The following is a 24,445-nucleotide window of genomic DNA, read 5'->3' on the forward strand; positions in this document are numbered from 1 at the left end:
GGCTCGATGAACTCCCATTCCACGTCCGTAAGTTGCACCTGCGTCATGCATGACGATCTACAGGAACCCGCCCCGCTGCGGGAGCGGAGCCCACACATTGATCACAACTGGATACGCTCCCTAGGGCCGCCCCCGACGGGACTGGGCCCGTACGGCGACGTGATCCCAGAAGTACGCGGAAGCGGGAACGGCCCAGGGATACGACTCGTTGTCCCGGGGTCCGTCCATTCGCTGCCCCGGAGAGCATCGTGCCCGACACCACGCCCGCCACCTCCTCCGTGCTCCCCGCTCTCTCGGCTCTGACCACCCAGGCCGAACGACTGATCGAGCTGGGGGTGCACGAGATCGCCGGGCTGCCCGCCACCGATATCCGTACCTTCGCCGCGGCCGCCGAAGCCGCTGCGGGCGGCGACGGTGCCCTGCTCGCTGTTCACCCGGACCGGGCCCCTGCCTCCGCGCTCGCGCCGCTGCTCCGCCGTGACGACAAGCCGGGCTTCGTCGTCACCGACATGGCCGACGTCGACGGCTTCGCCCCCTGCACCGTCGAGCTGCCAGAGGCTCCCCTCCACCTGCTCACCGGCCTTGACCGCGGTGACCACATCGCCAACTGGAGCCCGGACGAGGCGCTGCCCGCCCTCACCGAAGAGAACCGCACCCCGCTGCTGCTCACCGAAGGCATCCACTGGGTGCTCCAGCAGCCGGCGGCCCTCGAACGCAACCGCTGCTTCATGACCATCGGCTCCCGCCTGCTCAAGGCGGACGGCACCCTTGACGCCCGCACCCCGGCGATCTGGATCAGCAACGGCACCGGGCGGGACGGACGAGAGCGCCGCAACGCACCGAAGGTGGGCTGGTGCTGGTGGGGCAACCGGCACACCTGGCTGGGCTTCGCCTCAGCAACAGGCCGGCGGGGCGGTGAGTTCCAGGACCCGGGAGGTTCCCGAGAACAGCGGAAGGTTCTCGTCGCCGAGCCGCGGGCTTGAACACCGGCGCCAGTCACCGGGAACAACACGACCCCCCGGCCTCGGTTCCCCTCCCCCTGCTCCGTGCGGCCCCCCTTGCTCGGTGCGGCCATTTCCGTGCGGCCCCCTTGCTCCGTGCGGCCATGCTCCGTGCGGCCCCCTTGCTCCGTGCGGCCGACGACCACTGTGAGCCCGTACGCGTACCGGGTACGCGGTATCCACTGCACAGACGACGAACGGCGTTCAGTGCCGGATCCCCCGCGCACAAGTGACGCCTTCGAGCGGATACGGAGCCACCATGCCCGATGCGGCCGAGGACCGAATCACAGATCCGTGGGGCGGAGCGCTGCCCGGTTCCAGAGGCGCCCGATGGCCGTCCCGTACAGACCAGTGGCTCGCCGACGGGGTGCGAGAGGAACAGGTCGACCGGTGGGTCCGGTCGCCGTGCCTGCTGTGCAGCAATGGGTGCGGTCTGGACATCGCGGTGCGCGAGGGCCGCATGGTCGGCGTACGCGGCCGGGCGGGGGACGCGGTCAACCGGGGGCGGCTCGGGCCCAAGGGGCTCTTCGGCTGGGAGGGCCAGCTGTCGCCGGATCGTCTCACCCGCCCGTTGATCAGGACATCGGGAGGCCGGCAAGTGGAGGCCGACTGGGACACGGCGATGTCCCTGATCGTCCAACGCTCGCAGGAGCTTCTCACGGACCGCGGCCCGCTCTCCCACGGCTTCTACACCAGCGGGCAGTTGATGCTCGAGGAGTACTACACGCTCGCCGTCATCGGCAAAGCAGGCATCGGTACGCCCCACATGGACGGCAACACGCGGCTGTGCACGGCCACGGCCGCAGCCGCCCTGAAGGAGACGTTCGGCACGGACGGGCAGCCCGCTGCCTACGAGGACATCGAGTACACCGACGCCCTGTTCCTCTTCGGTCATAACCCGGCCGAGACCCAGACCGTTCTGTGGACCCGTATGCGGGACCGGCTGAAGGGCCCCGACCGGCCGCTTCTCGTCTGCGTGGATCCACGCTCGACACCTGTCGCTCGCGCGGCCGACGTGCATCTGGCGGTCCGACCAGGCACCAATCTCGCGCTCATGAACGCGTTGCTGCACGAAGTCATCGCTCGCGGATGGGCCGACGAGGACTATCTGGCCCGCCACACTCGCGGCGTCGAGGAGTTGATGTCCACGGTCGCCGATTGCACGCCGGACTGGGCGGCCGACATCTGCGGTGTGAGCGCGTCGGCCGTCCGGCGCGCGGCGGAGATCTTCGGGACCAGCGAGCGCGTCCTGTCGACCGTGCTCCAGGGGTTCTATCAGTCGCACCAGGCCACGGCCGCATCGGTGCAGGTGAACAACCTGCACCTGCTGCGCGGAATAATCGGCAGCCCCGGCTGCGGAATCCTGCAGATGAACGGCCAGCCGACGGCCCAGAACAACCGTGAATGCGGCGCGAACGGCGACCTGCCGGGGTTTCGCAACTGGGCGAACGAGGAGCACGTCCGTGAGCTGGCCCGCCTGTGGAACGTTGATCCCCTGACCATCCCCCACTGGGCGGAGCCCACGCACGCCATGCAGATCTTCCGCTACGTGGAGCAGGGTTCGATCAACCTCCTGTGGATCGCGGGCACCAACCCCGCGCTCTCCCTCCCCGACCTCGGCCGCCTGCGCGCGGTACTGGCTTCCGACCAATGCTTCACCGTGGTCTCGGATGCCTTTCCGACGGAGACCACGGAACTGGCGGACGTCGTCCTGCCCGTCGCCCTGTGGGGCGAGAAGACGGGGACGTATACGAACACCGACCGCACCGTGCACCTCTCCGAACAAGCGGTTTCCCCGCCCGGGGACGCCCGCAGCGACCTGCGGATCTGGCTCGACTACGGGCGGCGCATGGGCTTCACCGACCGCGACGGCAAGCCCCTCGTGCCATGGAAGGACGCCGAGGGCGCCTACCGCGCCTGGCAGGAGTGCTCCCGGGGCAGGCCGTGCGACTACTCCGGCCTCAGCTACGAACGGCTCCGGGAGGCGGCCGGCGGCGTGCAGTGGCCCTGCACGGCCCGGAACCCGGAGGGAACCCCCAGGCTCTACACCACATCGCATTTCAACACCGCCACCGAGCAGTGCGAGAACTACGGGCACGACCTGGCCACCGGCGGAACGCTCACCCGTCAGGAGCATCAAGCGATGAAGCTGGAAGGCCGTGCCCGGATCAGCCCGGCAGCATACGAGCCCTCACCCGAAGCGCCCGATGAACAGCATCCGCTGACGTGCACCACGGGCAGAACGGTGTACCACTGGCACACCCGTACCAAGACCGGCCGCAGCCCTCGCCTCGACGCCGCCGCCCCCGGTCCCTGGGTGGAAGTCTCTCCCGAGGACGCGGCTGCGTACGGGATCGAGGACGGAGACCTGGTGCGGGTCGAGTCGCGGCGCGGAGCGGTGGAGGTGCCGGCGCGCATCTGCGGCACCCGTGTCGGAACCGTGTTCATGCCCTTCCACTACGGCAGCCAGGCGGCCAACGACCTCACCCCCGCCCTGTGGGACCCGGTCTCCAAGCAACCGACGTTCAAGACCAGCGCGGTACGCCTGACCGGGCTCGGCCCCGACCCCGGCGGCCCCGCCCCGGTGCCGACCGTGGGAACGGCCGCCCCCAGCGAAGCGGAGGCATAGCCGACCATGAATCTGCCCACCTATCTGGGACTGCTCGAACACGCCGAGTGCACGCTCGCGGAGGCCTTCCGCTCGGTTGCCGACGCGCATCAGTCCGAGCCCGACGTCCACCTCCTGGCGCGCAAGATGTCCGGGCAGTGCGACGATCGCGCCGCGCGGTTGCGCCCCATGATCGAACGGTACGGAGAGCGGGAGGATCAGGAGCCCGAACGGATGCTGATGGGTCAGTTCTCCCGCGAACGCCATGGGGGGCTCAGTCTCTTGCGTGACCTGCACGATCTCTACGTCATGGCCCATTTCGTCGCTATCACGTGGACCATGGTGCTGCAGGCCGCCCAGGGCTTGCGGGACAAGGAACTCCTGCAGGCGGCCGAGGCGAGCGTCGCGGAGACGACCGGACAGATCCGGTGGCTGAGGACACGCATGAATGCGGCAGCGCCTCAGGCACTTCTGGTGGCGCGTTGAGGCTCGGCGGGTCTACGGGGGTGACACAATCCGCGGCGCGCACGCGAGTGTGGCCGAGGCAAACGTGGCGGGCCCGGTCATGGCCGTGAGGTACTCCAGAGCTTCGCCGTCTCCGCAACTGCACGATGCCGGAGCGAGTCCGGGTTCATGCAAGGGTCTGCATGTCTCACCGTTCGCGTCCTCGCACCCTCGCGTCCTCGCACCCTCGCGTCCTCGCACCCTCGCGTCCTCGCGGCCTCGCACCCTCGCGTCCTCAGCCGGCCGTACGCCTCGCGCACTCGACCACCACATCCCGCAGACTGCCGGTTCGCCGGAGGAGTTCGCGCTGGAACCGCGCACCCGTTCCGCTGCGGGAGATTTCGTCGAGCCCCTCCCGGACCAGGGCCAGGTCGTCATCGTCGAGCGCCGCCCGTACATGCTCGAGCAGTGCCTGTACCACGGAGTCGGCCGGCTCGGGCCGCATGGTGAGGGGGTGCAGCAGGTTCCCGTCCATCCCCGAACGGCCCGCTCGCCACGCAGCCAACCGGAGCAGGCCCACGCCGTGCGGCACCGGCGGCTCACCGTCCTGCCACTGCTGGGCCGCCCGCTCGACCAGACCGCGCGTCAGAGCTGCGAGGAGAAGCGTCGTCGAGGGCGCGAGACATACGTCCGCCACGCGGACCTCGACTGTCCCGTACTTGTGCGACAGGCGGGCGTCGAAATAGACCATCCCCTTGTCACGGAGAACCCCCGTCCCCAGCATCGCCTCCACTTGCGCGTGATACCGCTCGGCGGAGCCGAAGATTTCCACGGGGCCGGCTGAGGGCCACCGCCCCCACACGCGGCTGCGATAGCTGGCGTACTGGCTGTCCTTTCCCTGCCAGAAGGGGGAGTTGGCGCTCAGGGCGAGCAGCACCGGCAGCCACGGGCGAATGCGATCGAGGACTGCGACGCCCTCTTCGTCCGATGCCACGGACACATGGACGTGACATCCGCACGTGAGTTGTTCCTGAGCGGTCAGGCCGAACTGTTCAAGCAGCCATCGATAGCGTTCCTCGGAGCTGATGGAAGGTCTGACCTGCAGCGGCGATGTGGCCAGAGCGGCGACTGCCGCTCCCAGCCGCTCGGCGTGATGCGCGGCTTCTCGCCGCCATCCGCGGACCTCGTTCCACAACTCCGTCATGCTGGTCTGCGGCCTGGTGGCGAACTCCAGTTGCTCCCGGTGCAGCTCCGCCTCGAACCCCTGCTCATCGGTGTCATGCGAAACGCGGGAGGCGGAAGCCAGGACGGCCGCGGACAGCGCCCTGGGCTCCCCGGACGCGGAATCCACCAGCAGGAGTTCCTCCTCCACGCCGACACTGCGCATCATGGGCCTCTCCACGGGGTGCATCGGCCGTTACCGGCACGGTGCGACCAGGCTCGTCCCCCGGCTCTGCGCGAGGCACGTTTCCCACCAAGTACCCCGCCAAGTCACCCGCATGGCCCACGCAGTGAGCGCCTCTCACCGTAGGGGGTTGCGACATTGGGCAGCCGCCCTGCCGGTCGCACATCCCCGGCTCGATTGGCCGAGATCCGGGGCATGGATCCTCCCGTCCCGGGGCACCCAGGGGAACAGTGCTCAAGATCCAGGGGCTTGAGCACGGCGGTTCCGCACCACGGACGAACGGCGGCGGAATCGCACCGAGGGGGGCTCCGGTGGAGACCAGGGGAGAGCCGGAGCCCTCTCTCTGGCCCCTTCCCCTCGTCTCGCGCCTTCCGCCCTCATCTCGCCCCTTTCACCTCGTCTTCTCGCCTCTTCCGCCTTCAAGCGGCATCACGCACGGCGTGGGCTGCCTCGTCGTCAAGGGCCACTCGAACGAGCCCGGCGGCGAGCTTCGGCAACTCCGCGGTGTCGACGAGGCGTTCCAATGTCTCCGGAGTCTTCGGCAACCCGAGGCGCTGCGCTCCCTGCAGGGCCTTTTCGTCCAAGTAGGGTGCGAACTCGGGCCAGACGCCCTGTACTTCGCGGAAGAAGATGTTGACGCCTGTAGGGCCGATACCGGGGAGCTCGCGCAGCAGTTTCCTCGGGTCCCCGGCCTCGCGCATGCGCCGCAGGTCCCCCTTGTACTCCCGCTGCAGGAACTCCGCGGCTTCTCCCAGCTGGGTGGCCGTACGCTCGTCGTAGCGGCGGTAGCCGCCCTTCCCCAACGCGTCCACGCGCTGCTGCCAGCCGGCCCGGGACATTCTCCGGGCGTCCCGCATTCCGGCATCGAAGAGTGCCCGGGCGGATGCCACGGCGATGTCCGCCTTGATCCGGGCGGAGAGCAGGTGGGAGAGCACGAGAAGCTGATAGAGCGGTGCTGGCGTGTTCCGCAGACGGATGCCGGCCTCAGCTGCGTACGTCCTGCCTTCCCGGTCCAGAAGCGACTGCATGAGAGCTCGGTTCTTCGTCGCCATGACGGCCTCACCTACCTGCCTGTGGCTCTTACCTGCCTGTGGCTCTGCGCTTCGCCACCCGGGTGCCCGGGACCCCACCGGCACTAACGAGGTCGGGCGAGCTCACCGCGGGCGGCATTCAGCCGCAATCACAACCGGTTCCATGGGGTACTACGTTCCGCTGTCACTCCCGCCCTCATAGGTATTCCGTCCGGGAGAGGTGCGGGAAATGGGGTACTCACCGGCCATGTCGTACTGGATGGACACAGCTCGCGGTCCCGCACGCCCGGCCCTCGATACCGACCTGCGGACCGATGTCGCGATCGTGGGTGCCGGCATCGCGGGGGTCGCCACGGCTTGGGAACTGGCTCGTCGCGGTCGCCGGGTCGTCCTATTGGAGGCCGACCGGGTGGGCGGCGGCACGACGGGGAACACCACGGCGAAGGTCACCGCTCTGCACAACCAGGTGTACGACCACCTGCGCAGGACCCGCGGAGCCGAGGGGGCCCGCCTGTACGCGCGGTCCCAGCAGGAAGCCGTCCGCCATGTGGTGGACGTGACCGCGGACATGAACATCGACTGCGAGCTCGAAGTCGCCCCGGCCTGCACGTACGCAACCGGTTCCGCAGGCGCGGACGCCCTGCGCCGGGAGGCAGAGGCCGCCCAAGAGGCGGGGCTCAATGCGTCCTTCGTGACGGACAGCGGACTGCCGTTCCCCATCGCGGGCGCCGTACGCGTCGAGGACCAAGTGCAGTTCCATCCGCGGAAGTTCCTGCTCGCCCTGGCGGCCGACGTGATCGCACACGGCGGGGAGATCTACGAACGTACACGGATCACGGGACTCGACGAGGGCGAGCCCTGCCGGCTCACCAGTGAGAACGGCCATGTGGTGACGGCCGCTGAGGTCGTGGTCGCCACCCACTACCCCGTCTTCGACCGGGCCCTGCTGTTCACCCGTCTGTCCGTCCACCGGGAGCTCGTCGTGGCCGCCCCCATCCCGGCCTCGGCAGACCCCGGCGGGATGTACATCACCGACGAGGACGGCAAACGATCGGTGCGCACCGCGCCCTACGACGACGAACGGCGCCTGCTCATCGTCACCGGGGAGAGCTTCACCCCGGGTACGGGCCATGCCCCCGAGGGATATCACCGGCTGGAGGAGTGGACCCGCGCGCACTTCTCCGGAGCCGCGGTCACGCACCGGTGGGCCGCGCAGGACACCGACCCGACCGACACCGTTCCCCTCGTGGGGCCGCTCCACCCCGGCGCCCGCCACACCCATGTCGCGACCGGCTTCGGTGGCTGGGGACTGAGCGGCGGTGTCATGGCAGGCCGCCTGCTGGCGGCGCGGATCAACGGTGAGACCCTCCCGTGGGCCGGCCTGTACGACCCACGGCGCCTGTGGAGTGCCGTGCGCGAAATATCCGGTTTCCTCAAGCATCAGGCACAGGTGGGCAAACACTTCGTCGGAGACCGGCTGCGCACGACGCATGCCGACTCCGTCGAGGACATCGCTCCCGGGTCGGGGGCGGTCGTCCGCCTCGGGGGGAGCCACTGTGCGGTGTACCGGGCTCCGGACGGCACCCCGCATGCCGTGTCCGCGCGCTGTACGCATCTGGGATGCCTCGTTGCCTTCAACACCGCGGAAACTGCGTGGGAGTGCCCGTGCCACGGCTCCCGTTTCGCCCGGACGGGTCCGTCGTCCAAGGACCGGCCACCGCGCCGCTGGAACGCCGGGATGTGGAATAGGCCGCCGTCGGTCCGGAGGGGAAGTGATTGGCTGCTGTGCCGCGGGAGGTACTGATGGGCAGATTCCGGGATCTCCGCGGCCCTGGGATGAGATCACCGCGACACCGGTGATCCGCCGTACCCTGCGCCCCATCGGTCACAAAGCCCCCTCGTGTGCATCGCCGGCACCGGCCGCCCTCGTGCCATGCGAACCTCACCGGGCGCTCGAATTCCTCCGGCTGTGACGCATGACCACGCGCCAGTCGTGGAACCCGAAAACTGCATTTCGCACAAGGAGGTGTCGCAATGCCTGCAGGGTCGAGCCAGAAGCGGGAGCGGCAGTACGAGCGGATCAAGGAGAGCCAGGAGGAACGTGGCGCGTCCACCGGCAGGGCCAAGGAGATCGCCGCCCGTACGGTGAACAAGGAACGCGCACGTTCCGGCGAAGCGAAGTCCGCCAGCCGCACCTCGACGCGGGACCCCAAATCCGCGCCCCAGCGGGGCGGCGAGCGGTCCGGAAAGGGCCCCAAGGGCCCGACACGTGACCAGCTCTACAACGAGGCCAAGAAGAAGAACATCGAAGGACGTTCGTCCATGACCAAGGACGAACTCGCCAAGGCTCTGGGCCGCTGACGTCGCCCGGGCCGCCGTGGCGCACGCCGGGGGCCCCAGGTCGGCGAACTCCTCGAGGCTCTCTCCGGCAAGTGAACCGTACGACGAATATGCGCGGCCCTCCGGCGCTCGGCAGTCGAGCGCCGGAGGGCCGCGGACGTCGGAGGGAACCAACCTGTACCCGTTTTTTCCGGTTCCGGATAACTGGTGATTTTTACCGGATTTCCCGGTTACCCGTCCCGGGACCGACATCCGCGGCACGGGAAGAGGTCGGTGCCATGGCACCGGAAGAAGAGAACCGACGGAACGATTCCGGCTCTCCCGACAGGATCGGACCCGCCCCCGAGGTGGAGCGGGCAGCCCCGGACCGGCCCACGGATCTGGAGAAGCGCTCCTGGTCCGCCGTGCTGCGCCGCACGGGCAAGGAATTCATGGAGGACGAACTGCCGGACCGCGCAGGCTCGCTCACCTACTACGCGGTTCTCTCGATCTTCCCGGCCATGCTGGTCCTCGTTTCGCTGCTCGGCGTGATCGGCTCATCTGCCACGGACCAGGTTCTCAACAACATCCAGCAGTTCGCCCCCGGCTCGGCACGCAACATCCTGAACTCGGCCGTCGACCAACTGCAGCAAAGCCGCACCACGGGCGGCATCCTGGCCGTGATCGGCCTGATCGGTGCCGTCTGGTCCGCATCCGGCTACATCGGAGGCTTCATCCGGACCTCCAACGCCGTCTACGACGTGTCCGAGGGCAGGCCGGTCTGGAAGGTCACCCCCCTCAGGCTGGCGCTGACGGTGGTCCTGATGATCCTTCTCGCGGCCAGCGCCCTGATCGTCGTCTTCACCGGGCCGCTGGCGAAGCGGGTCGGCGACGTCATCGGGGTCGGCGACGCAGCCGTGACCGCGTGGTCCATCGGCAAGTGGCCGGTACTGGTGCTGCTCGTGACCCTGATGATCGCCCTGCTCTACTGGGCCGCGCCCAATGTCCGCGGACGTGGGTTCCGATGGGTGACCCCGGGAAGCTTTCTCGCCCTGCTGATCTGGCTGGCCGCATCGGCAGGCTTCGCCGCCTACGTGGCGAACTTCGGCTCGTACAACAAGACTTACGGCGCCCTGGCCGGCGTCATCATCTTCCTCGTGTGGCTCTGGCTGTCCAATCTGGCCATCCTGCTGGGGCTGGAATTCGACGCCGAACTGGCACGGGAACGCGTCGTGGCCGGCGGCCACCCCGAGGAGGAGGAGCCCTACGTCGAGCCCCGGGACACCCGCAAATGGCCGCGTGATGAAGGAGGCCGGGCGGCCTGAACGGGATGGTCCCGGTCGGCTACTCGGCCGTCTGCCCGGATCCCGGCAGAAACTCCTGAACCTTCGCCTTGAGACCTTGCCTGGCCACATCGACCCGGTCCGGGTCGCCATTGACCAAGGACCTGGCCGTGGACTCCATCTGTTCCCAGGTCGCGTGGGGCGGAATCGGTGGCACCGAGGGATCCGTCAGGAACTCGACCACCGCGGGCCCGTCCGCGGCCAGTGCCTCCCGCCATGCGGGTTCCACCCCCTCCGGCTTCTCCACCCGGATCCCGGTCAGCCCCATCGCGGAGGCGAGGGCCGCGTACGAGACGTCGGGGAGCGCCTGTGACGGCTCGAACTGCGGGGCCCCTTCCATCGCCCGCATCTCCCAGGTCACCTGATTGAGGTCGCGGTTGTTCCACACGCCGATGACCAGCCGTGGATCGTCCCAGTCCTTCGCGTACTTCGCCGCGGTGATCAGCTCGGCCGTGCCGTTCATCTGCATCGCCCCGTCGCCGACGAGCGCGACCACGGGCCGGTCCGGATGGGCGAACTTCGCCCCGATCGCGTACGGGACCGCGCACCCCATCGTGGCGAGCGTCCCCGACAGCGAGCCGCGCATCCCCTCGCGGAAGCGGAGGTGCCGCGCGTACCAGTTCGTCACGGACCCCGAGTCGGCGGTGACGATGGCGTTGTCCGGCAGCAGCGGGCTCAACCGGTGCGCCACGTACTCGGGATTGACCGGGTCGGCGGACAGCTCGGCGCGCCTGCGCGTCACGTCGTTCCACCGCTCGACCGCGGCACACACCTCGTCGTACCAGTCGCGCGCCTCGTTCCGGCGCAGCAGGGGGATGAGCCGGCGCAGCGTTGCCGCGGCGCCCCCCACGAGGTTCACCTCGTACGGGTAGCGCATGCCGATCATGTGCGGATCGAGGTCGATCTGCACGCCCCGCGCCGTGCCGAAATCGGGCAGGAACTGCGAGTAGGGGAAGCTGGAGCCGATGGTCAGCAGAGTGTCGCAGTCGCGCATCAACTCGTAGGAGGGGCGCGTGCCCAGCAGCCCGGTCGCGCCGGTCACGTTGGGACGGGCGTCCGGCAGCACGTCCATGCCGAGCAGGGCCTTGGCGATCCCTGCCCCGAGCAGTTCGGCCACCTCGACGACCTCGTCGCGCGCGCCCGCGGCCCCCTGGCCGACCAGGATGGCGACCTTGTCCCCGGTGTTGAGGATTTCGGCGGCACGCTCCAGGGACTCCTGGGAAGGGACGGTTTCCCAGTCGCTGCGGTCGAGGCTGGACGGCACCATCTTGAAGGCATGGGAGGGCTCGGTGTACGCCATCTCCTGGACGTCCGCCGGCACGATCACGGCGGTGGGGGCGCGGCGGCCGTACGCGGTGCGCACCGCCCGGTCGAGGACGTTCGGAAGCTGCTCGGGGACGGTCACGGTCTCCAGGAAGTCCGAGGCGACGTCCTTATAGAGCGCGTGGAGGTCGACCTCCTGCTGGTACGAGCCGCCCATCGCGGACCGGTGCGTCTGGCCCACGATCGCCACGACCGGTACGTGGTCGAGTTTGGCGTCGTACAGCCCGTTGAGGAGGTGGATCGCACCGGGCCCCGACGTCGCGGCGCACACTCCCACCCGGCCGCTGAACTTGGCGTAGCCGACCGCCTGGAACGCCGCCATCTCCTCGTGCCGCGCCTGGATGAACCGCGGCGTGTTCCCGGCCCGGCCCCAGGCGGCCAGCAGCCCGTTGATTCCGTCTCCGGGATAACCGAAGACCTCGGTGACATCCCACTGCCGCAGTCGGGACAGGATGCGATCGGCAACGGTCTCGCTCATCGGGAGGGCTCCTTTCGGCAGGCGGGGCGCGATCGGGTGGCGAGGCTGCCGGGAGCCTCGTCCCATGCCTCCGGGTGACCGGAGCACTGCGTACGGAAACACCAGCGCGGCGCTCGAAAGCGGCCATTCACGGGTGCGGGCGGCCATCACGGGTGCGGAGGGCCGCCGGAAGGCCCCTCGGACCTCTGCGCGGCGCCTTGCCCGGGGTTTGGGCAGGTCCCGGCGCGGCACTCGCCAGGGACCGGGCCCGCGCGGGCGACCCGAGGAGGAGTGATGGGGGACGTGGCACCCGACAGTGCGCTGTCCGATGGTTACGGTCCGTCTTCCGGACCGCCGGGACGGACCATCGGCGTGGAGGAGGAGTTCCTGCTCGTCGATCCGGTGTCGCGGCGCTCGGTGCCGCGCTCGGCCTCCGTCCTGGAACGTCTCACCGGCGCCTTCCCGTCCGCCCCGGACGCCACCGTGAAGCCGGAGCTGCTGAGCAGCCAGGTCGAGGCGGCGACGGGTGTCTGCACCGGCCTCGATGTCCTGCGGGATCACCTCATGGTCGGGCGGCGCCTGTTGGGGGACGCCGCGCGGGCCGAGGGGGTACGGCTGGTCTCCTCCGGCACGCCGGTGCTGACAGGACCGGTGGGCAGCACCCACGGCGAGCGCTTCGCGGAGATCATGCGGGTCCACGCCGGGCAGGCGACGGACTACCAGGCGTGCGGCTGCCACGTGCACGTCGGTGTGCCCGACCGGGAGACGACGGTCGCGGTGGTCAACCATCTGCGGCCCTGGCTGCCGACGCTGCTGGCCCTGTCCGCCAACTCCCCGTACGACCGCGGCCAGGACTCCGGTTACGCGTCCTGGCGCATGATGGAGCAGGCCCGGTTCCCGGGTGCCGGCGTGCCGCCCTGGTGCGGGTCCACCCAGGAGTACGACGCGAGGGTGGAGCGGCTGGTCGAGGCCGGAGCGTTGATCGACTCGGCGATGTCGTTCTGGCTGGCCCGGCTCTCTCCGCAGTGGCCGACGGTCGAGGTGCGCGCCGCTGACGCGGTCGGCAGTGCGGCGGAGACCGTGCTCCAGGCCGCCCTGACACGCGGTCTGGTGATGAGGGCCCTGGAGGATCTCGCCCGGGGGCGGGAAGCGCCTCGCGGGGACGACCAGGTCCTCGCCACGGCGCTGTGGTCGGCCGCACGCTACGGACTCGACGGTCCGGCGGTGGATCCCGTGGACGCCCGGCGGCTGCCGGTGCGCATGGCGGTCGGCCGGCTGCTGGACCACACGGCCCCGGCACTGGAGTCGACATTCGACCTGGACACCGTACGGGAGGCGCTGGCGAAGCTGTGGCGGGCCGGCTCGGGGGCGCATCGCCAGCGCGCTGCCTCCTCCCACGGCCTGCCGGCGGTCGTGGACCTTCTCATCGAACAGACCGCCCCCTCCCCCGCGCCACGCCGGGCCACGGTCAACGACGAAGCCGTGAACAGGAATGCGCGATGAACACGACGACCGCAGGTGTGAGGACTCAGGACGGGAACAGCGCCGGGCCTGCGCTGCCGGAGGCAAGGGGGCCGCTGTCCTCCGGCGTTCTGGCGGCGTTGGCCGGCGCCCCGCAGCGGAGCGCGCTGCCGGCCGTGGACGAGGCGGCGCGTGCCGATCCGTTCGGCGCCGATCTGCAACTGGCTCTCTACGCGTGCTACGAGTTGCACTACCGGGGCTTCGCAGGCGTCGACGACGGGTGGGAGTGGGATCCCGAACTACTGCGGCTCCGGGGGGCGATGGAGCGCTGCTTCCATGCGGCGGTGCTCGACGAAGTCACCGGCGGTGCGGATGTCGCAGCCGAACTCGACGCGCTCCTCGTGGAGCCGCTGAACCGGTCTGGAATCTCACACCACTTGAGACGTCATGGCACCTGGCTCCGGATGCGGGAGTTCTTCGTGCACCGATCGGTCTACCACCTCAAGGAGGCCGACCCGCACGCGTGGGTCATCCCCCGGCTCGAGGGGCGGGCCAAAGCCTCCCTGGTCGCCGTGGAGTTCGACGAGTTCGGGGGCGGACACGCCGATCGCGTGCACGCCAGGCTGTATGCGGATCTCATGGTCGGCGCGGGCCTCGACCCGACGTACGGGGCCTATGTGGATGCCGTACCGGCGGCCGCCCTCGCCCCCGTGAATCTGATGTCGTACTTCGGCCTGCACCGGGGCCTGCGGGGCGCGCTCGTCGGGCACTTCACGGCTGCGGAGATCACCACGGCGCCCGGCGCCGCACGGATGGTCCAGGCCCTGGACCGTATGGAAGCGGATGCGGCCTGCCGACACTTCTACGCCGAGCACATCGAAGCGGATGCGGTGCACGAGCAGGTCATGCGCCGGGACGTGGTGGGCGGCCTGCTGGCCGACGAACCGTCACTGGCCCCTGACGTCGTCCTCGGTATCCAGGCGACCGGCCTTCTGGAGGAGCGGCTGGAGCACGATGTGCTCTCCGCCTGGGAGGAGGGCCGGTCCTCACTCCTGCGGCCGTTGCCGGGAGGATCCTGAGCCGCGCTCCGGCGCGGGTTCACTTACGCGCCGCCGGTGACTGGTGTCGCACCACGGCTGCGTGGCGGTGCGGCCGCAAGTGCACAGGGCCACCATGAAGCGCTCGGAGACCACTGTGCTCCCGTCCTCGAGCACGACTTCCACCGGCCCTTCGACCAGCAGCGGTCCTCCCTGCTCCATGAACACGCGGCGGGCACCCGGTGGCTGTTCGTAGCGGCACCGGGGGGTCGCGTCAGGGGACATTGCGGCACCGGGGGGTCGCGTCAGGGGACGAGTGGTCGGTCGGCACGGATCACCACCAACTCCTCGGTCTTCTGTTCCGGAGCGATCAGGCCCCGCTCACGCAGCTGCGGAGCGCGTGATCGCATCACCGGGCCGAAAGGCTCGACCGTCCTGTCGACGACTGCGGCCTTCAGGCCGGCTTCGCGCAGCATGTCGAGCGTTCGCGGTGCGTTGCAGAGTGCGGACTGGACGATCAGCAGCAGCCCGCCGGGCGAGAGGTGCGCAGGCGCACGCCTGCAGATGCGGTCCACGACGGACCGCCCGTCGCTGCCCGCGTACCAGGCACGATGGGCCCGCCGCCGCGGTGGCGGACCGGGCGAGACCACGTACGGAGGGTTGGCCAGCATGACGTCGAAGATCTCCGCCTCGACAGGATCGAGCAGGTCACCGCGCAGCGCGCGGACGGGCAGCCGCAATGCATGCGTTGAAGCGGGCCGCGAACACCGCGCGCGCCGATGTGTCCACCGCGGTGACCCGGGCGGCTCCGGCGTGAGCAGCGGCCACGGCCAGGGCGCCGGTTCCGGTGCACATGTCGAGCACCCTGGCCGCCGGTGGGAGCATCAGGCTCTCCAGCGCCCTGGCCAGGAGGAACGTATCCGCCTGCGGTGCATACACCCCCGGAGGCCGCAGCAGAATCACCCCTCCCGGATACCATCGATCTTCCCCGCCAAACCGGGCGTATCCCGGGCCCGGGGAGGCCGCCCTTCCTGGCGCCGGCGATGCGCCTGTTCCACGCCTGGCGCCCGCCAGGAGGCCCTTGAGCTCGGACAACGAACGCAGATGTGGCCGGACCGCGCATACTGGACTGTATGCCGCATATGGCCGGGCTGTACGAGCGAAGCGGCGAGCTCCAGGTCTTGCGGGGCGCGATGGATGCGACCCGCGCCGGCCATGGAGAAGCCGTGATGGTCGAGGGTGCGCCGGGGATCGGCAAGACCAGTCTCCTGGCCGAGGCCAAGCGGATCGCTGTTGCCGACGGGTTTCAGGTGGCCGGAGCGCGGGGCTCGGAGCTGGAGAGCGACTTCCCCTTCGGCGTGGTGCGGCAGCTCTTCGAACCGATCCTCTCGCGCATGGAGCCGGAAGAGCGGCGACGCATCCTGTCCGGCACCGCGGGCCAGGCGGCGATCGTGCTGCGGAGAGTGGTTCCGGAACATTCCTCGGGTGGCGATTTCTCGATACTTCATGGCCTGTACTGGCTGACCGCGGATATCTGCGAAACACAGCCCATAGCCATCATGGTCGATGATCTGCACTGGGCGGACAGCGATTCACTGAAATTCCTCAGCTACCTCATGCCGCGTCTCGAGGACATCCAGGCCTGCGTGGTGGGCACCCTGAGGCCTTTTCAAGCAAATGATCAGCCGAATGCGCTCGACCAGATCGTCACCGCACCGTCCTCGGTGACCGTTTTTCCGTCCAAACTGAGTGCCGAGGCATCGGCCTCGCTCATCATCAGTGAATTCGAGAAATCCGGGTCACCCGAACCGGAGGACGAGGGCTTCCTCTCCGCCTGCTGGTCGGCGACCGGTGGGAACCCACTCCTCCTCAAGGAGCTGACCGAGGCGCTCACCGCCGAGCACGTCGAGCCCACGGCCGCGAACATCCCGGAGGTCCACGCCCTCGGGCCACGCGCGGTGGCCCGGCGGGTGGCCATCTGGATGCGCCGCCTCCCCAAGGGCTCGACCCCCCTCACCCAGGCCATCGCCGTGCTGGGGGACGGTGCGGACCTGAGCCATGCGGCGGAGCTGGCCGGGCTTTCCCGGGACGACGCGATGAACGCGGCGAAGAGTCTCGAACAGGCCCAGATCCTCTACACCCTTCCATCCGACGACGTGAATCCGCGGGTGGGGTTCGTGCATCCGCTCGTGCAGACCGCCGTGTACGAGGAGATCACACCGGCCGACTGCCACCGTGCGCACAGAACGGCCGCGAACCTGCTCCGGGATTCCGGGGCCGAGGTCGAAAAGGTCGCCGCGCACTTGCTGCGTACCGTGCCCGCCGGTGACGCCGACACCGTGACGATGCTGTGGTCGGCGGCCCGGAGCGCCCTGGCTCGCGGCTCCCCCGAAACCGCGGCCAAATATCTCCGCCGCGCTCTGGCCGAGCCCCCGGCGGAAGGAGACCGCCTCGCGCTTCTCTTCGAACTCGGCAACGCCATGCGGCGGGTGGACAGCGCGGCAGCCGTTCAGTACCTCACGGCGGCACACGAACTGGCCGCGCCTTCCCGGCGGCGGGTCGAAATCGAACTGGCCCTGGGCAGCGCGCTGCTCTCGCTCAGGCGTCCCGAAGAGGCGCTGGCGGTCTGGCAGCAGGCCCTGGAAGGAACAGCACCCGAGGACACCGAACTGCTGTACCGGCTGAATGCCTGCATCCTCTCGATTCCCCTCTACGAACCGGGCCGGCCGGATCTGCGCCGGAACATCATCAGCCGCTTGCCTGAGCTGCGCGCACCCAAACCCACCCAGAGCATGGGCGGCCGGTACCTGGACTGCGTCATCGCCGGCCATGACGCGGTCATCGGCGACCCGCGGGCGGTCGTGCGGGCGCAGCGCGCGCTCCGGGAGAACACGCCGGACCAGCCGTCCGACGGGCAGATGTCGCTGTCCTTCGGCTGGCAGGTCCTGATCAGCGCCGACCGGAAAGAGGTACTGGGCAGCCTGGACGCCGCGGTCGAGCAGGCGCACCGGCAGGGCTCGGTGAACGACCTGACCGGGGCACTGACCTACCGCGCGATGGCGTGGCTGTACCGCGGCAATCTCGACGAAGCCGCCGTGGACGCCGCCGACGCGGTGCACGCCGTGGAGACGTACTCCCTGGGGCTGCGGCGGCTGGTCCTCGGCCCCGTCCAGGCCGAGGTGCAGATGGAGCTGGGCGCACTGGCCCAGGCGCAGGCCACCTTGGAGTGGACGGGAGTTCCCGACACCGCTCCCCTCACCGGGCTGATGTATTACGTGCTGTACAGCCGGGCCCATCTGCTGCGCCTCCAGGGCCGTACCGCTGAGGCCTTCGGGGCCGCGCTGGCCGCCGGCGAGTCGTTCAGCGCGGCCGGCGGCGACAATCCCGCCATGGTCCCGTGGCGGTCGGAAGCCGCCCAGTGTCTCCATCTGCTGGGTCGTGACGATGAGGCCAGGGCTCTGGCCGACGCGGAACTGAGGCTGGCCCGCCATTGGAGCGCGCCGCGGGCCCTCGGCCGTGCTCTGCGCATCGCGGGCACGCTGAGCGAGGGTGACGCGGACATCGGCCTGCTGCGCGAGGCCGTCACCCGGCTGCAGGGCTCCCCCGCTCGTCTGGAATACGCCAAGGCACTTGCGGACTACGGGGCGGCGCTGCGCCGGCACGGCGAACGGAGGCAGGCGAGAACTCTGCTGAGCGACGCACTGGACATCGCCGAGGCCCGTAACGCGGCTCCCCTCGTCCAGCAGGTCCAGGACGAACTGCATGTGGCCGGGCTGCGACCCCGGCGCCACGCGGTGACCGGTCTGCAGTCGCTGACACCGAGCGAGCGCAGGGTCTACGACTTCGCCGTCGCCGGGAGGACCAACCGGGAGATCGCCCAGGAGCTGTTCGTGACCGCCAAGACCGTGGAGGTCCACCTGTCCAGCGTCTACCGGAAGCTCGGCGTCACCAACCGGCGCCAGCTCGCCGGGCGGACCGAGCGGGCCCACGCGGCGGGAGAGTCGGAGTAGCCCATGTCCTCCGCGCCCGATGCGAAGCCGCCCGGGTTCCCGGAAGCACCGCAGAGCGGATCGCCCAGCAACCGCGGAATGCGCTTCGCCCCCCGTATCCGGCACAAGCTGCTCGCCATCTGCATCGCCCTGATGATCCCGCTCGGGCTGGCCACCTTTTACCTGGTCGACCACCAGAACAGCAAGATCGATTTTGCTCGCACCGAGCTGAGCGGCGTCCAGTACCTGCGTCCTGTGAGCACGCTGGTCCAGGACGTCTCGGACCGCCGCGCACTGCTGTACCGCAATCTCACCGGAGAGTCCGTACCGGCGAGCCGGGTGGCGGCAGCCGAGCGTGCGGTCGACCAAGGCTTCGCGGCCCTTACGAAGGTCGACCGACAGCTGCGGGAGCCCCTGCGGACGACCGTCTCCGACCTGTCCGCCAAGGGGAAGGGCGCGCTGGCGCCCGCGGCGCTGCGCCGCGACTGGGCACGGCTGTCCTCGGCACCTGCCGATGTCCGCGCCGACGTGCCGGGGTACGACCGGCTCGTCAGGAACCTTCTGGGCCTCGGTTCCTACGTCGGGGACACCTCGAAGCTGATTCTCGACCCCGACCTCGACACCTACTACACGATGGCCGGACTGCTGCTCCGCGAACCGCAGATGATGAACCAGCTCTACAAGATCGCGGACACTGGAAGGTCGATCCTGGTCCAGGGCGGCCGGTCCAACGGTGCCCGGGTGCGCATCGCCTACGACTCCACGGGTCTCAATCAGAACCTGCTCCAGCTCAACAGCGATCTGAACCGGGCCTTCGAGTCCACCTCCTCGTTCAACCACAACACCGAACTCCGCCCGACCATCCGGCCCTTGCTGGCTTCCGCCACCTCCTCGGCCCGCGAACTCACCAGCACGGTGAACCGGCAGTTCGCAAACGGTGACCGGAGCAGCATCTCGCGGGCGGACTGGTCGGCCAGGACAGCCGGCGCCATCCGGTCGAACTCGAACCTCTGGAAAGCCCTGTTCGACCAGGAAGACCACATGCTGAACACCCGCCTGGACAACTTCCACGACCGCAATGTGCGGGTGCTGGCCAGTATCGCCGCGGTCCTTGCTGTGATCATCGCCGTGGCCGCTCTGCTCTCCCGGCGCATCACCGGCAATGTGGGCGCCGTGGTGCAGGCCGCCCGGGCCCTCGCCGGGGGCGACCTCACGCGCCGGGCCACGGTTCGCAGCCGCGACGAGGTCGGCGCGATGGCCACCGCCTTCAACGTCATGGCCGGGCGGCTCCAGAAGAGCTACTCCGCCGTCGAGGAGGAGGTCCACCAGCGCACCTCGGAACTCCACCAGAAGACCGAGTCCCTCCGCCTGCTCCAGCATGTGGCCTCCGCCGCCAACGAAGCGGACACATGGGAGGACGCGACGCAGACGGTTCTGGACCTGGTGTGCCGGCACATGCGGTGGCCCGTCGGCCACGTCTACCTCGCAAAGCCCGCCGCCGACTCGGACTCCCGCTCCGACCGGCCCGCGCCGGACCCCGAGCTCGTCCCGGCACCGATCTGGCACGTCGACGAGCAGCAGCTGCGGGCGCCGCTGCACGACATCGCCTCGGCAGCCGGGCTGTACACATCGAACGGTCTTCCCGCCACCGTGTGCGTCACCGGCCGCCCCGCCTGGACCCGTGACATCACCGCGGGTTCATCCGCGGCCGGCGATGCGCAGCCCGAGGCCCCGGAGAACACCGGGGTGACCGGCAGAATCGCCGTCCCGGTCGTCATCGGAAAGGAGGTCGCGGCGGTTCTCGACTTTCTGACCCCGGAGGCCGTAGAGCCGGATGACGCGTTGCTGCGGCTCATGATGAACGCCAGCACCCAGCTCGGGCGGGTGCTGGAACGGTCCCGCGCCGCCGCGGAGCTCCAGGCGTCCAAGGAGGCGGCAGAAGTCGCGACTCAGGCCAAGAGCGCGTTCCTCGCGACCATGAGCCATGAGATCCGCACACCGATGAATGCGGTGATCGGCATGACCGAAATCCTCCTCGACACCCCGCTCAATGCCGAGCAGACCGAATTCGCTCATGTCATCCAGAACAGCGGAAACAGTCTGCTCACCATCATCAACGATATTCTCGACTTCTCCAAGTTCGAGGCCGGAAAACTTGAGCTCCGGCTGGAGCCGCTCGAGCTCCGCCAGTGTGTGGAAACAGCTTTCGACTTCATTGCCCCGATGGCAGCGGAGAAGCTGGATCTCGACCTGGCATACATTATCGATCCGGAAGTCCCGGAAGAAATCATCGGAGACATCGACCGACTGCGGCAGATCATCATCAACCTGCTCAATAACGCAGTGAAATTCACGGACACCGGCGAAGTCGTCCTCAGGGTCGGGCCGACCACCGCGGAATCGGCGCCCTCCGGGGAGGCGCCGGAGAAGATCGAATCACCGGCTTCGGAGGACGCGGGGGACATCATCCGGCTCCACTTCTCCGTGAGTGACACCGGGATCGGGATGGCTTCGGACCGTCTGGACCAGCTGTTCCGGCCTTTCGAGCAACTCGATGCGTCCACCACCCGGCGATACGGCGGAACGGGACTCGGGCTGGCCATCAGCAACCGGCTGACCGAGCTCATGGGGGGCACGATGTGGGTCGAGAGCGAACTGGGCAAGGGCTCGACATTCCACTTCACCGTGGAAACACGAGTCGTTCCCGAAGCCGTGCGCACCCGCCAGGTGGTCTCCCGTGTCGACCTCAGGGGAAAGCATCTGCTGGTCGTGGACGACGGATCCACGAACCGGATGATCCTCACCCACCAGGCGACCGCCTGGGGCATGGTGGTACGCGCCACGGGATCCCCGCGGGAAGCCCTCGAATGGATCCGGCACGGCGATCCGTTCGACATCGCGATCCTGGACATGCAGATGCCGGACATGGACGGTGTCATGCTCGCGGAAGAGATACGCCGGCACCGGAGCAAGGAAGAACTCCCTCTGTTCCTGCTCACGTCCATCGGCCGGCCCGCGGCGACGGGAGGAAGCCTGGCCGACTTCTCCGGGTACCACACCAAGCCGATCCGGGCGGCCGATCTTTACGCGGACCTCTGCCGCACACTGCTCGGCGTCGCGGCACCCGTCGAGGCGGCCGACGCGACGCGGCGGCCGGAGGAGAAGGAACGGCGAGCCGCGCCCCTGCGCATCCTCCTCGCCGAGGACAACCTGGTGAACCAGGAGCTCATCGTCCGGATGCTCCGGAAGATCGGTCACACCGCGGACACGGTCGAAAACGGAGCCCAGGCGCTGGAGTCGCTGCGTCACAAGCCCTACGACGTGGTCCTCATGGATGTGCAGATGCCGGTGATGGACGGCCTGGACGCCTCCCGGCGGATCCACCGGTCTCTGACCGTCGCCGACCGGCCGTACATCATCGCTCTCACCGCCAACGCCATGAGCGAGGACCGCGACGCCTGCCTCGCCGCCGGGATGGACGACTACCTCAGAAAGCCCCTGCACAGCTTCGATCTCGCCGAGGCCCTCGACCGTGTGACACCCGAGGCGCCCGCGACAGGCAAGGGGGCGGGGCAGTCCGTACGGAACCCGGCGACGACAGCGCCCGGAGGGGGACCGGACGCACCGCCCTCCGGCACGGGCACGGGCGGCGCCGGCACCTTGGAAGCGGAGACGTCGTCGCTGCCCGTGCTCGACACACCCACACTCCGGCGTCTGGCAGGCTCTCTCGACAAGGAATTCGTCACCCACCTCATCGACACGTTCCTGGAGGACTCCCCGCAACTGGTCGGAAGCATTCGCCGCAGCGTTGAGGAACGGAATGCAGAGGAACTGCGCCGGGCGGCCCACACACTCAAATCCCATGCAAAGACCTTTGGACTCCCGCGGCTCGTTCCGCTGTGCCAGGAAGTGGAGGACCTTTGCGCCACCGGAGATCTGAGCGAGACAGCACCGCTGGTGGCACGAATTGAAGCGGAGTACCGCGGTGCGAGAGACGGGCTGGTCGAACAGAGAGCGGAGCTTGGCCGTGACCACTAGAAACCCTGTGACGGAGAGAACCGAGAGCAGAGGGCGCATCCTGGTCGTGGACGACGATCGCACGAACCGCATGATGCTCACCTACCGCCTGGAAGTGGCCGGGCTGGAGACGGCGACGGCCGAGAACGGGCTCAAGGCCCTGCAGATCTTGCGGGAGTCCGACTTCGATGTGGTGCTGCTCGACATCCTCATGCCGGAGATGGACGGCTACGCCACGCTCGATCTGATGAAGCACGATCAGCAGCTCAGCCGTACACCCGTGATCATGATGTCGGCCGTCGGTGACCTGGACAGTGTCGTCCGCTGCCTCGAAATGGGCGCCGAGGACTACCTGCCGAAGCCACTGGACCACCTCTTGCTGACCTCCAGGGTCAACCACATCCTGCTGAGGATCCGGCTCGAGCAGATGGAACAGCGGCTCGGCCACGTCGCCGACGCCGTGACGGCCCTTGCCGAGGGCTCGCTCCCGGCCGCGGCTCTGGACCAGGTCGCCGAAAAGGACGACACCGTAGGCCGCCTGGCACGACAGCTTCAGCGACTCGCCGCCGTGACCCTGGAGCGGTGAGCGCCTCCGATGAGGGCGGGTGGGAGCGCCGCCCGGAACGCGGGCGGCGTTGCACGCCCGGCCGACGCGCGCCGCTCCCACCCCGCCGCACCCGGCACCGGGCACCGGGCATCGGGCATCGGGCTTCAGCAACGCTGCGTCATCGGCGCCGAACTTATCGTGGATGATGCGGGCAGGCACAGCGCCGTCCGCCAGCGCCAACGCGGACGCCATCGCTAACGCCGACGCCCGACGCCCGACGCCCGACGCCCGACGCCCGACGCCCGACGCCCGACGCCCGACGCCCGACGGTGCGCGACCCCGGCCGCCACCGCACGTATGCGCACCCAGACGCACCTTTGGGGGCGTACTTGGGGGTTTCCCTAACGACTGCCTGCGTCAGCGAGTGCACCGTAAATGCATAGGTCAGCTCCCCCACAGCTGATGAAACGGATCGAGAGGTGGGTGGACGTGATGCGTCCGGTCGGCGTTCGCACGCCACAACCTTCCTGGGGGCCACAGCCGGCCCCGCGCTACTTCCGCACGCCTTCCGCTCCCCCCGCTTCGCTCCCGAGAAGCAAAGGCAGGCACATGTCCCCGGAACCGGAGTCGTACCCATCGGCGGCCCGGCGGCCGACGACGAACGCAGTGGTGACGCGGTACGCGTTTTCGGGGGCCGTTCCTGAGCAATACGCGCTCGTACGGCGAACTCAGGCCATTCCGGCTCAGCGTCCCGCGGCAACGGATTACGGTCGACCGTATTCCGTCGCCCAGAGTTCCGCCGTGAGCGCATTTCGTGATGCCGCACGGCTCCAGCTCGGGCGGCTGCTGAGTCGGCTGACGACAGCCGCCGCCCGTGTCACTGAGCTGGCCGGGGAGCTGGGGGTGGGACGCAGGCAGGTGATCTCCCTGTCGCTCGACTGCCATGTGCGCGCCGTACCCCAAGCTCGGCATGCCATCCGGGGCGAACTGGCCCGGTGGGGGCTGCACGAGCAGGTCGAGGTTGCCGAACTGCTGGTCAGCGAACTCGTCACCAATGCGCTCCGGCACGCCTGGGGCCCCATCCACCTGCGGATGTCACACTCCCCCGTACGCCGGACGCTGCGCTGCGACATCGTCGATGCCTGCCCCGCCGCTCCGCCCGACGCCCGCCCGCTCGCCCGGGTCGACGAGGAACACGGCCGGGGACTGCACCTGGTCGATCAGCTCTCCGCAGGCTGGGGCGCACGCCACACCGCTGGGGGCAAGACCGTCTGGTTCGAACTGCGCACCCGCGACAGGGCCCGCCCCCTCGACAGGGCCCTCACCCGGCTGGGCCAAGGGCGGCGGCCCTGACCGGTGCAGCGGCCTGGTCAGCCATGCGTTTCACTCGGCGCATATGGACGCGATGCTTGCGGAGTTCGACGAGGTCGCGCGCGGTGTCCGGTACGACGCGCCCGCGATCC

The 24,445-nt window shown here is 69.2% G+C and carries 15 protein-coding genes and 2 pseudogenes; 12 read left to right on the forward strand and 5 right to left on the reverse strand.

Annotation, left to right across the window (positions count from 1 at the left end; all coding sequences use genetic code 11):
• Positions 1–248: 248 nt before the first annotated feature.
• The 3 genes from AB0M26_RS28625 to AB0M26_RS28635 all read left to right on the forward strand — a co-directional run bounded on the left by AB0M26_RS28625 (position 249) and on the right by AB0M26_RS28635 (position 4,095).
• Entirely contained in the window at positions 249–983 is a 735-nt protein-coding gene (locus AB0M26_RS28625) for a DUF5701 family protein (protein ID WP_365265427.1), read from the forward strand.
• Positions 984–1,260: 277 nt separating this feature from the next.
• Positions 1,261–3,630, forward strand: coding sequence for a nitrate reductase (locus tag AB0M26_RS28630; protein WP_365265429.1), 2,370 nt, complete (start codon positions 1,261–1,263; stop codon positions 3,628–3,630).
• A 6-nt stretch (positions 3,631–3,636) separates the two neighbouring features.
• On the forward strand, positions 3,637–4,095 hold the full coding sequence (locus AB0M26_RS28635) for a hypothetical protein (RefSeq protein WP_365265431.1): 459 nt from the start codon (positions 3,637–3,639) through the stop codon (positions 4,093–4,095).
• 253 nt (positions 4,096–4,348) lie between these two features.
• On the opposite strand, the gene AB0M26_RS28640 is transcribed toward AB0M26_RS28635, so the two are convergent.
• Both AB0M26_RS28640 and AB0M26_RS28645 read right to left on the reverse strand, forming a co-directional pair.
• The gene (locus AB0M26_RS28640; protein ID WP_365265433.1) at positions 4,349–5,443 is read right to left on the reverse strand and encodes a glutamate--cysteine ligase; all 1,095 of its coding nucleotides are present in this window, start codon (positions 5,441–5,443) and stop codon (positions 4,349–4,351) included.
• Positions 5,444–5,877: 434 nt separating this feature from the next.
• Positions 5,878–6,510, reverse strand: a complete 633-nt coding sequence (locus tag AB0M26_RS28645) for an endonuclease (RefSeq protein WP_365265434.1) — start codon at positions 6,508–6,510, stop codon at positions 5,878–5,880.
• Positions 6,511–6,748: 238 nt separating this feature from the next.
• Here AB0M26_RS28645 and AB0M26_RS28650 point away from each other — a divergent pair.
• The 3 genes and pseudogenes from AB0M26_RS28650 (at position 6,749) to AB0M26_RS28660 (ending at position 10,133) form a co-directional block, all read left to right on the forward strand.
• Positions 6,749–8,238 (forward strand): annotated as a pseudogene (locus tag AB0M26_RS28650) (FAD-dependent oxidoreductase).
• A gap of 285 nt (positions 8,239–8,523) precedes the next feature.
• Positions 8,524–8,850, forward strand: a complete 327-nt coding sequence (locus AB0M26_RS28655; protein ID WP_365265436.1) for a plasmid stabilization protein — start codon at positions 8,524–8,526, stop codon at positions 8,848–8,850.
• Positions 8,851–9,107: 257 nt separating this feature from the next.
• Positions 9,108–10,133 carry a YihY/virulence factor BrkB family protein gene (locus AB0M26_RS28660; protein WP_365265437.1) on the forward strand — a complete coding sequence of 342 codons (1,026 nt, stop codon included), beginning with the start codon at positions 9,108–9,110 and terminating at the stop codon, positions 10,131–10,133.
• 19 nt (positions 10,134–10,152) lie between these two features.
• On the opposite strand, the gene AB0M26_RS28665 is transcribed toward AB0M26_RS28660, so the two are convergent.
• The gene (locus AB0M26_RS28665; RefSeq protein WP_365265439.1) at positions 10,153–11,952 is read right to left on the reverse strand and encodes a thiamine pyrophosphate-requiring protein; all 1,800 of its coding nucleotides are present in this window, start codon (positions 11,950–11,952) and stop codon (positions 10,153–10,155) included.
• Between the two features lie 273 nt (positions 11,953–12,225).
• On the opposite strand from AB0M26_RS28665, the gene AB0M26_RS28670 reads away from it, so the two are divergent.
• Positions 12,226–13,434 (forward strand): glutamate--cysteine ligase, encoded by a 1,209-nt coding sequence (locus AB0M26_RS28670; protein ID WP_365265441.1) that lies wholly within the window; start codon positions 12,226–12,228, stop codon positions 13,432–13,434.
• On the forward strand, positions 13,431–14,471 hold the full coding sequence (locus AB0M26_RS28675; RefSeq protein ID WP_365265443.1) for an iron-containing redox enzyme family protein: 1,041 nt from the start codon (positions 13,431–13,433) through the stop codon (positions 14,469–14,471). The genes AB0M26_RS28670 and AB0M26_RS28675 overlap by 4 nt, the downstream gene beginning before the upstream one ends.
• On the opposite strand, the gene AB0M26_RS28680 is transcribed toward AB0M26_RS28675, so the two are convergent.
• Positions 14,439–14,714 carry a CDGSH iron-sulfur domain-containing protein gene (locus tag AB0M26_RS28680; RefSeq protein WP_365265445.1) on the reverse strand — a complete coding sequence of 92 codons (276 nt, stop codon included), beginning with the start codon at positions 14,712–14,714 and terminating at the stop codon, positions 14,439–14,441. The two genes, AB0M26_RS28675 and AB0M26_RS28680, sit on opposite strands and share 33 nt — an antisense overlap.
• A 20-nt stretch (positions 14,715–14,734) precedes the next feature.
• Positions 14,735–15,368 (reverse strand): annotated as a pseudogene (locus AB0M26_RS28685) (HemK2/MTQ2 family protein methyltransferase).
• A 194-nt stretch (positions 15,369–15,562) separates the two neighbouring features.
• Here AB0M26_RS28685 and AB0M26_RS28690 point away from each other — a divergent pair.
• The 4 genes from AB0M26_RS28690 (at position 15,563) to AB0M26_RS28705 (ending at position 24,335) form a co-directional block, all read left to right on the forward strand.
• Positions 15,563–18,439, forward strand: a complete 2,877-nt coding sequence (locus tag AB0M26_RS28690; protein WP_365265447.1) for an AAA family ATPase — start codon at positions 15,563–15,565, stop codon at positions 18,437–18,439.
• A 3-nt stretch (positions 18,440–18,442) separates the two neighbouring features.
• Positions 18,443–22,456, forward strand: a complete 4,014-nt coding sequence (locus tag AB0M26_RS28695; protein WP_365265449.1) for a response regulator — start codon at positions 18,443–18,445, stop codon at positions 22,454–22,456.
• 7 nt (positions 22,457–22,463) lie between these two features.
• Complete coding sequence (locus tag AB0M26_RS28700; protein WP_365265451.1) at positions 22,464–23,021, forward strand: response regulator; 558 nt, start codon at positions 22,464–22,466, stop codon at positions 23,019–23,021.
• A 762-nt stretch (positions 23,022–23,783) separates the two neighbouring features.
• A complete protein-coding gene (locus AB0M26_RS28705; RefSeq protein WP_365265453.1) occupies positions 23,784–24,335 on the forward strand; it encodes an ATP-binding protein in 552 nt (183 codons plus the stop codon).
• Positions 24,336–24,445 lie beyond the last annotated feature (110 nt).

This window comes from Streptomyces sp. NPDC051776, assembly GCF_040681345.1.
In the GTDB taxonomy this organism is placed as follows: Bacteria; Actinomycetota; Actinomycetes; order Streptomycetales; family Streptomycetaceae; genus Streptomyces.

Bases quoted from the DNA above. Each gene is read 5' to 3' on its own strand.
- AB0M26_RS28645 (WP_365265434.1), bottom strand. From the start codon at position 6,510: ATGGCGACGAAGAACCGAGCTCTCATGCAGTCGCTTCTGGACCGGGAA.
- AB0M26_RS28665 (WP_365265439.1), bottom strand. From the start codon at position 11,952: ATGAGCGAGACCGTTGCCGATCGCATCCTGTCCCGACTGCGGCAGTGG.
- AB0M26_RS28655 (WP_365265436.1), top strand. From the start codon at position 8,524: ATGCCTGCAGGGTCGAGCCAGAAGCGGGAGCGGCAGTACGAGCGGATC.
- AB0M26_RS28660 (WP_365265437.1), top strand. From the start codon at position 9,108: ATGGCACCGGAAGAAGAGAACCGACGGAACGATTCCGGCTCTCCCGAC.
- AB0M26_RS28640 (WP_365265433.1), bottom strand. From the start codon at position 5,443: ATGATGCGCAGTGTCGGCGTGGAGGAGGAACTCCTGCTGGTGGATTCC.
- AB0M26_RS28670 (WP_365265441.1), top strand. From the start codon at position 12,226: ATGGGGGACGTGGCACCCGACAGTGCGCTGTCCGATGGTTACGGTCCG.
- AB0M26_RS28690 (WP_365265447.1), top strand. From the start codon at position 15,563: ATGCCGCATATGGCCGGGCTGTACGAGCGAAGCGGCGAGCTCCAGGTC.
- AB0M26_RS28630 (WP_365265429.1), top strand. From the start codon at position 1,261: ATGCCCGATGCGGCCGAGGACCGAATCACAGATCCGTGGGGCGGAGCG.
- AB0M26_RS28675 (WP_365265443.1), top strand. From the start codon at position 13,431: ATGAACACGACGACCGCAGGTGTGAGGACTCAGGACGGGAACAGCGCC.
- AB0M26_RS28680 (WP_365265445.1), bottom strand. From the start codon at position 14,714: ATGTCCCCTGACGCGACCCCCCGGTGCCGCTACGAACAGCCACCGGGT.
- AB0M26_RS28695 (WP_365265449.1), top strand. From the start codon at position 18,443: ATGTCCTCCGCGCCCGATGCGAAGCCGCCCGGGTTCCCGGAAGCACCG.
- AB0M26_RS28635 (WP_365265431.1), top strand. From the start codon at position 3,637: ATGAATCTGCCCACCTATCTGGGACTGCTCGAACACGCCGAGTGCACG.